Genomic DNA, 6,179 nt, shown 5'->3' with positions numbered 1-6,179 from the left:
GTGCCGGCGGCGCTGGCTGTATGGGTCGCGACCATGCTCGGGCTCGTGCTGGGCTGGTGGTGGGTCGCGATCGGCGGCGTCCTCACCATCGCCTGCGGGACGGCTGTGCTGCGGGCCGCTCGGGGACGGCCGCCGGTGGTGCGGTGTTGGCGCCTCGGGGTCGGCTGGGCGCTGGTGATCTGCGGGCTCCTGGTGGCGGCGGGTAACACCGGTCGCCTGCGCGACGCCGCCGAGGACCCGTTGCGGGCGCACGCCACCGAGGGTGCGTCGGGCGTGTTCCGGGTGACGGTCACCGAGCGGCCGCGGCCGGTGTTCTCCGCAGGGTTCGGCGGGCAACAGGGCGGGGTGCGCGCGGTCGTGGTGCCGGCACGCGTGCGTGATGCGACGGTCGGCCGGGCCCCGGTGGCCACCACCGGCCGGGTGGTGCTGATCGCGCCGGTGGACGGGTGGTCCACGCTGCTTCCCGGGCAGGACGTCACCGCCACCGCACAGCTCGCGCCCGCGCGGACAGGCGAGCTCACGGTGGCCGTGCTTCGGGTCCGTGGTCCGCCGGACCAGGTCACCGACGCGGCGGTCTGGCAGCGCGTCGCGCAGGAGCTGCGGTCCGGGCTGCGGGATGCCGCGGCAGTGCTCGACCCGGAGCCCGCCGGACTCCTGCCTGGGCTGGTGGTGGGCGACACCGACCGGTTACCCCGGCAGGTCGAGGAGGAGTTCCAGACCGCGGGCCTGGCGCACCTGCTGGCCGTGAGCGGCGCCAACCTCGCCATCGTGTGCGTGGCGGTGCTGTTGCTGCTGCGGGCGATGCGGGTCGGGCCTCGGGGTGCGGCGGCGGGCGCGATGGCGGCGTTGGTCGGCTTCGTGGTGCTGGCGGGGCCGGAGCCGAGCGTCCTGCGGGCCGGCGTCATGGGTGCCGTCGGGCTGCTGGCCCTGGCCATCGGGCGGGAACGGGCGGCGCTGCCGGCGCTCGGCACCGCGGTGGTGCTGCTGGTGCTGTGGGACCCGGCGATGGCGATCAGCTTCGGGTTCGCGCTGTCGGTGCTCGCCACGGCCGGGCTGGTGCTGCTCGCGCCGCGGTGGGCCGACCGGCTGGCCGCGCGGGGTGTGCCGCGCGGGCTCGCCGAGGCGCTCGCGGTGCCGGCCGCGGCGCACCTGGTCACCGCGCCCGTGGTGGCCGGGATGGCTGGACAGGTCAGCCTCGTGGCGGTGCTGGCGAACCTGCTGGCGGCGCCGGTCGTCGCGCCGGCCACGGTGCTGGGTGTGCTGGCGGCTCCGGTCGCGCCGGTGCTGCCGTGGCTTGCCGAGCTGCTGGTTCGGCTCGCCGGCCCGGAGGCCGACTGGCTCATCCTGGTCGGCCGGCACGCGTCCCGGGTCCCCGGCGCCGCCATCGACTGGCCGGACGGGTGGTGGGGCGGCCTGCTGCTGGTGGCGTGCGTGCTGTTGCTGGTGGCGGCGCTGCGACACCGGCGGCTGCGGGTGCTGGTCGGTGCGGCGTTCACCGGTCTGCTGGTCGTGGTCATCCCGGTGCGGGTGATCGCTCCCGGGTGGCCGCCGGCGGGGTGGGCGATGGTCGCCTGCGATGTCGGCCAGGGCGACGCGGTCGTACTGGCCACGGCTGAGCCGGGGCGAGCGGTGGTGGTGGACACCGGGCCGGAGCCGGGCCCGCTGGCCGCGTGCCTGGACCGGCTGGACGTGTCGCGGGTGCCGCTGGTGGTGCTCACCCACCTGCACGCCGACCACGTCGGCGGGCTCGACGCGGTGCTGCACGACAGGGCGGTGGGCGCGGTGGGGGTGGGTCCGGCGCGGGCGCCGGACTGGGCATGGAAGGAGGTGCGGACGAAAGCCGCCACGGCGGGTGTGCCGATCGTCCAGCTCGACGCGGGGCGGCGGCTGGACTGGCCGGGGCTGACGCTCGAAGTGTTGGCACCAGGAGGAAGGGAGGTGATGCCGGCGGCCGAGGCCGACGGCACGGAGATCAACAACGCGTCGGTGGTCATGCGGGCCGCGACGCCGGCGGGCCGGATCCTGCTCAGCGGTGACGTCGAGCTGGCCGCCCAGGCCCACCTGCTGAGCTCGCGGGCCGACCTGTCCGCGGAGGTGATCAAGGTTCCCCATCACGGCAGCCGCTACACGACGCCGGAGCTGTTCGCGGCGATCAGGCCACGGATCGCGGTGGTGAGCGTGGGCGCCGGCAACCGGTACGGCCACCCCAGCCCGATCACCCTGCGAGCGTTGGGGCGGTCCGGGACGCTGGTCGTCCGCACCGACACCGCCGGCGACGCGGCCATAGTGCCGGGCGACTCCGGCCCACGCGCGATCACCCGCGGCGCGGCCAGAGGCCCACCGACGGCCGGAGCCGAGGCTCGGCGACGGGTTCAGGCTGCCGTGCAATCGCTTGCCTTGCCGTGACCCGTGTCCGCCGCGGCTGCCGTGCCCGGACCGAAGGCCTGGACATTCCTCGGTGTGTTCACCCGTGTCGGTTGGACCGATCGGCGGCGAGCCGTTACCGTGCCCGCCCGTGTTCGACAGGTTGCGCAAGACGATGGTCGGCGCCGACATCCCGACCGAGCCCGTGATCATCCAGCTGCCCGACCAGCGGTTCGGGGTGTTCACGGTGACCGGCCAGTGGGACCCACGGGTGGTGACGGTCACCGGGCCGTGGCGAGCCACGCTGACGTTGAGTGCCGTCCTCTCGTTGCCGGAGGTGCTCAAGCGGCGGCTGATCTGGAACCTCCCGCCGCCGCGGATCACGCCGATGACCCGCGACGCCGTGCGGCTGGAGGTCGACGGTCAGCCCGCACCGCTGGACTGCGGGCGCCGGGCCATGCGGCGCGCGACCTACAACGTGCGGGCCACCGTGGCCGGCCGGGAGTACCTGCTGCGCCACGAAGGTCGCTGGCGAGCCCGTCTGGAGCGCGACGGTCAGCCTGTGGCGCGACTGTCCACACCGGACCAAGGGCGGACGATGTCGGCGGTGTACCAGCCGGCCGCGGACGCCGCTGACGCCAGCGTCGGCGTGGCCCTGGGCATGGTGCTGGGCATCGGCGCGCCCGGGTTCATGCGCAACCTGCTGGCCAACCTGCCCTGACGGCCGCGACGCCGCGGACAGCGCGCGGGGTGGCGCCGAAAGACGTCCGTCGGGCGGCAGCAGCGAGGACTGACGGGCAGCTGGGTTGGCGTCGGGCGTGCACACGCGACCGCCGCGGGCGCGTGCGGCGCTCGCGGCGGTGCTGAGTGTCTGGTTAGGACTCGAGGGCTTCGCGGACCGCGGCGGTCGTCGGGGGCACGGTGGCCTTGGGGCCGATCTTGTCCTGGACCGCGTCGAGAGTCTTCAGGCCGTCGCCGGTGATCAGGAGCACCGTCTCGGCCTCAGGGTCCAGCTGGCCGGTCTCGACCAGCTTCTTGGCTGTCGCCACGGTGACGCCGCCCGCGGTCTCGGCGAAGATGCCTTCGGTCCTCGCCAGGAGACGGATGCCGTCGACGACCTCCTCGTCCGAGACGTCCTCGACGGCCCCGTTGGTCCGGCGGACGACGTCGAGCACGTACGGGCCGTCCGCGGGGGCGCCGATGGCCAGCGAGCGGGCGATCGTGTCGGGCTTCACCGGGCGGACCACGTCGTGGCCGGCCTTGAACGCGGCCGACACCGGGGAGCAGCCCGTGGCCTGGGCGCCGAACACGCGGTAGGGCTTGCCGTCGACGAGACCGAGCTCGGTGAACTCGCGGAAACCCTTGTCCACCTTGGTGAGCTGCGCGCCGGAGGCGACCGGGACCACGATCTGGTCGGGCAAGCGCCAGCCGAGCTGCTCGGCCACCTCGTACCCCAGCGTCTTCGAGCCCTCGGCGTAGTACGGCCGCACGTTGACGTTGACGAATGCCCAGTCCTCGTGCTCGGCCGCGAGCTCGGTGGCGAGCCGGTTGACGTCGTCGTAGTTGCCGTCCACCGCGATGAGCGCGCCGTCGTACACGGCCGTGGTCAGGACCTTGGCCCGCTCGAGAGAGGACGGGATCAGCACCACCGAGTTCCAGCCGGCGCGCGCTGCCGCGGCGGCGACGGCGTTGGCCAGGTTGCCGGTGGACGGGCAGGCCAGCACGGTGAAGCCGAGCTCGCGGGCGGCGGCGAGCGCGACGGCGACGACGCGGTCCTTGAAGGAGTGTGTCGGGTTGCCGGTGTCGTCCTTGACCCACAACGACTTCACGCCCAGGGCCGCACCCAGCCGGTCGGCCTTCACCAGCCGGGTGAGGCCGGGCTCGGTGTTGGCGTACCTGTCCACATCGGACGGGATGGGCAGCAGGCGGCGGTAGCGCCAGATCGACTTGGGGCCGGACTCGATCTCCGCCCGGGTGACGTCGCCGAACTCGTAGGCGACCTCGAGCGGGCCGAAACACTCGGCGCACGCGAACTCGGCGGCAAGTGGTACCTGGTTTCCACACTCCCGGCAGGTCAGGGCGCGTGCGGGCCCGAGGTCGAGCGTGGTGCCGGCGGCAGTAATAGTCATCGCGAGGTATCTCCTCATCTGTCCCGCGTGCGGGTCGGAATTGGCACCGTGGTCGTAGCCGTCCTCGCGGAAAGCGAAATGGCTGACGCCGGTTGCCGGGGCTTCTTCGGGCCGATCCCTCTGCCCCTCTGGATGAGCTGTATTCAGTTGTCTGTAGAACACGTTACGGCACGACCCGGCGGCTCGGCCAATGTGAGGTCCATCATTCGAGAGAAGCCTCAGCCGGGTCATGTCGATCATGGAAGCGGCGGCGACACGGACCCCCGCCAGGCTTCGGGGCGACCGCGGTGGTGCGAGGATGGCGGCGTGAAGTCGCCCGTCGTGACGCCGCCGACTCTGCAGCTCGTGCTCGGTGAGGAGGAGCTGCTGGTCGAGCGCGCGGTCCGGGCCGCGATCGATTCCGCGCGGCTCGCTGACCCGACCGCCGAGCTGACCCGGGTGAAGGTGTCGGACCTGACGTCGCCCGAGCTGGCCGAGCTCGTGAGCCCCTCGCTGTTCGCGGAGCGGCGGGTGATCGTCCTCGAGGGCGCGCACGACGCCGGCAAGGACATCGCCGCCGCGATCACCTCCTACGTGCGCGAGCCCGCGGAGAGCGTGCAGCTCGTCGTGCTGCACACCGGCGGCGGACGCAAGCCGGCCAAGGACCTGATCACCACGCTGCGCTCGGCGGACGCGCAGGTCGTGGACTGCCCCAGGATCACCAAGCCGGCGGACCGCGAGGCGTTCGTGCGCAACGAGATCCGCCGGGCCGGGGGCAAGACCGATGCGGACGCGGTGGCCGCGCTGATCGACTCGGTCGGCTCGGACCTGCGTGAGCTGGCGTCGGCCGCCGCGCAGCTCGTGGCCGACACCGGTGGGCAGGTCACCGCCGACGAGGTGCGTCGCTACCACCGCGGCCGGGCGGACGTCACGGGGTTCGCGGTGGCCGAGAAGGCGGTCACCGGCGACGTGGCCGGCGCGCTGGAGATGCTGCGCTGGGCGATGCAGCTCGGCGTGCCGCACGTGCTGGTGGCCGACGCGCTGGCCGACGCGGTGCGGACGGTGGCGCGGGTCTCCGGCGCGGGCCGCGCCGACCCGTACCGGCTGTCGACCGAGCTCGGCATGCCGACGTGGAAGGTACGCAAGGCGCTGTCCCAGTCCCGCGGCTGGCACCCGGCCGGCCTGGTGGTGGCGATGCAGGTGGTGGCCGACGTGAACGCGGACGTGAAGGGCGTCGCGGTGGACGCGGACTACGCCCTGCAGCGTGCGGTGCTCCGCCTCGTCGAGGCCCGCCGCCGCAGCTGACCGGGACTGGAGGTCGGCGTCGGCTGGACAGACAGTCGGCTGGACAGACAACAGTGCCGGCCACCCCGGGAGGGATGACCGGCACCGTCGGTACGAAGCTCAGATCTCGTTGGCGCGCTTCGCCATGGCGGACTTCTTGTTCGCCGCCTGGTTGGCGTGGATCACGCCCTTGCCGGCCGCCTTGTCGAGCTTGCGGCTGGCGTCCTGGAGGAGCTCGGTCGCCTTGTCCTTGTCGCCGGCGTCGGCGGCCTCGCGGAACTTGCGAATCGCGGTCTTCACCGAGGACTTGACGGACTTGTTGCGCTGCCGCGCCTTCTCGTTCGTCTTGATCCGCTTGATCTGGGACTTGATGTTCGCCACGCGTGTGCTCCTCGATGTCGATCACGGAAGTCTGTGCCGCGT

5 protein-coding genes and 1 riboswitch are annotated in these 6,179 nt (G+C 73.2%); of the genes, 3 read left to right on the top strand and 2 right to left on the bottom strand.

Going from position 1 to position 6,179, the window contains the following annotated elements; translation table 11 throughout:
* On the top strand, positions 1–2,406 hold a 2,406-nt coding region (locus VGD70_RS08305), incomplete at its 5' end, for a ComEC/Rec2 family competence protein (RefSeq protein ID WP_331079777.1).
* Between the two features lie 109 nt (positions 2,407–2,515).
* Positions 2,516–3,085, top strand: coding sequence for a hypothetical protein (locus VGD70_RS08300; RefSeq protein ID WP_331079775.1), 570 nt, complete (start codon positions 2,516–2,518; stop codon positions 3,083–3,085).
* A 154-nt stretch (positions 3,086–3,239) separates the two neighbouring features.
* Here VGD70_RS08300 and thrC read toward each other — a convergent pair whose 3' ends face one another.
* Complete coding sequence (gene thrC, locus VGD70_RS08295) at positions 3,240–4,493, bottom strand: threonine synthase (RefSeq protein ID WP_331079773.1); 1,254 nt, start codon at positions 4,491–4,493, stop codon at positions 3,240–3,242.
* Positions 4,494–4,504: 11 nt separating this feature from the next.
* Positions 4,505–4,632: riboswitch (SAM riboswitch) on the bottom strand.
* A 167-nt stretch (positions 4,633–4,799) separates the two neighbouring features.
* Here thrC and holA point away from each other — a divergent pair.
* Positions 4,800–5,777 carry a DNA polymerase III subunit delta gene (gene holA, locus VGD70_RS08290; protein ID WP_331079771.1) on the top strand — a complete coding sequence of 326 codons (978 nt, stop codon included), beginning with the start codon at positions 4,800–4,802 and terminating at the stop codon, positions 5,775–5,777.
* Between the two features lie 99 nt (positions 5,778–5,876).
* Here the strand turns inward: holA and rpsT are convergent, their stop codons facing one another.
* Entirely contained in the window at positions 5,877–6,137 is a 261-nt protein-coding gene (rpsT, locus tag VGD70_RS08285) for a 30S ribosomal protein S20 (RefSeq protein ID WP_331079769.1), read from the bottom strand.
* Positions 6,138–6,179 lie beyond the last annotated feature (42 nt).

This window comes from Actinophytocola sp. (assembly GCF_036402745.1).
Lineage (GTDB): Bacteria > Actinomycetota > Actinomycetes > Mycobacteriales > Pseudonocardiaceae > Actinophytocola.
The sequence above is the reverse complement of the archived record's forward strand: the minus strand, read 5'-3'. Positions and strand labels throughout refer to the sequence as shown.

Coding starts and splice junctions, on each gene's coding strand:
- thrC (WP_331079773.1), bottom strand. CDS start 4,493: ATGACTATTACTGCCGCCGGCACCACGCTCGACCTCGGGCCCGCACGC.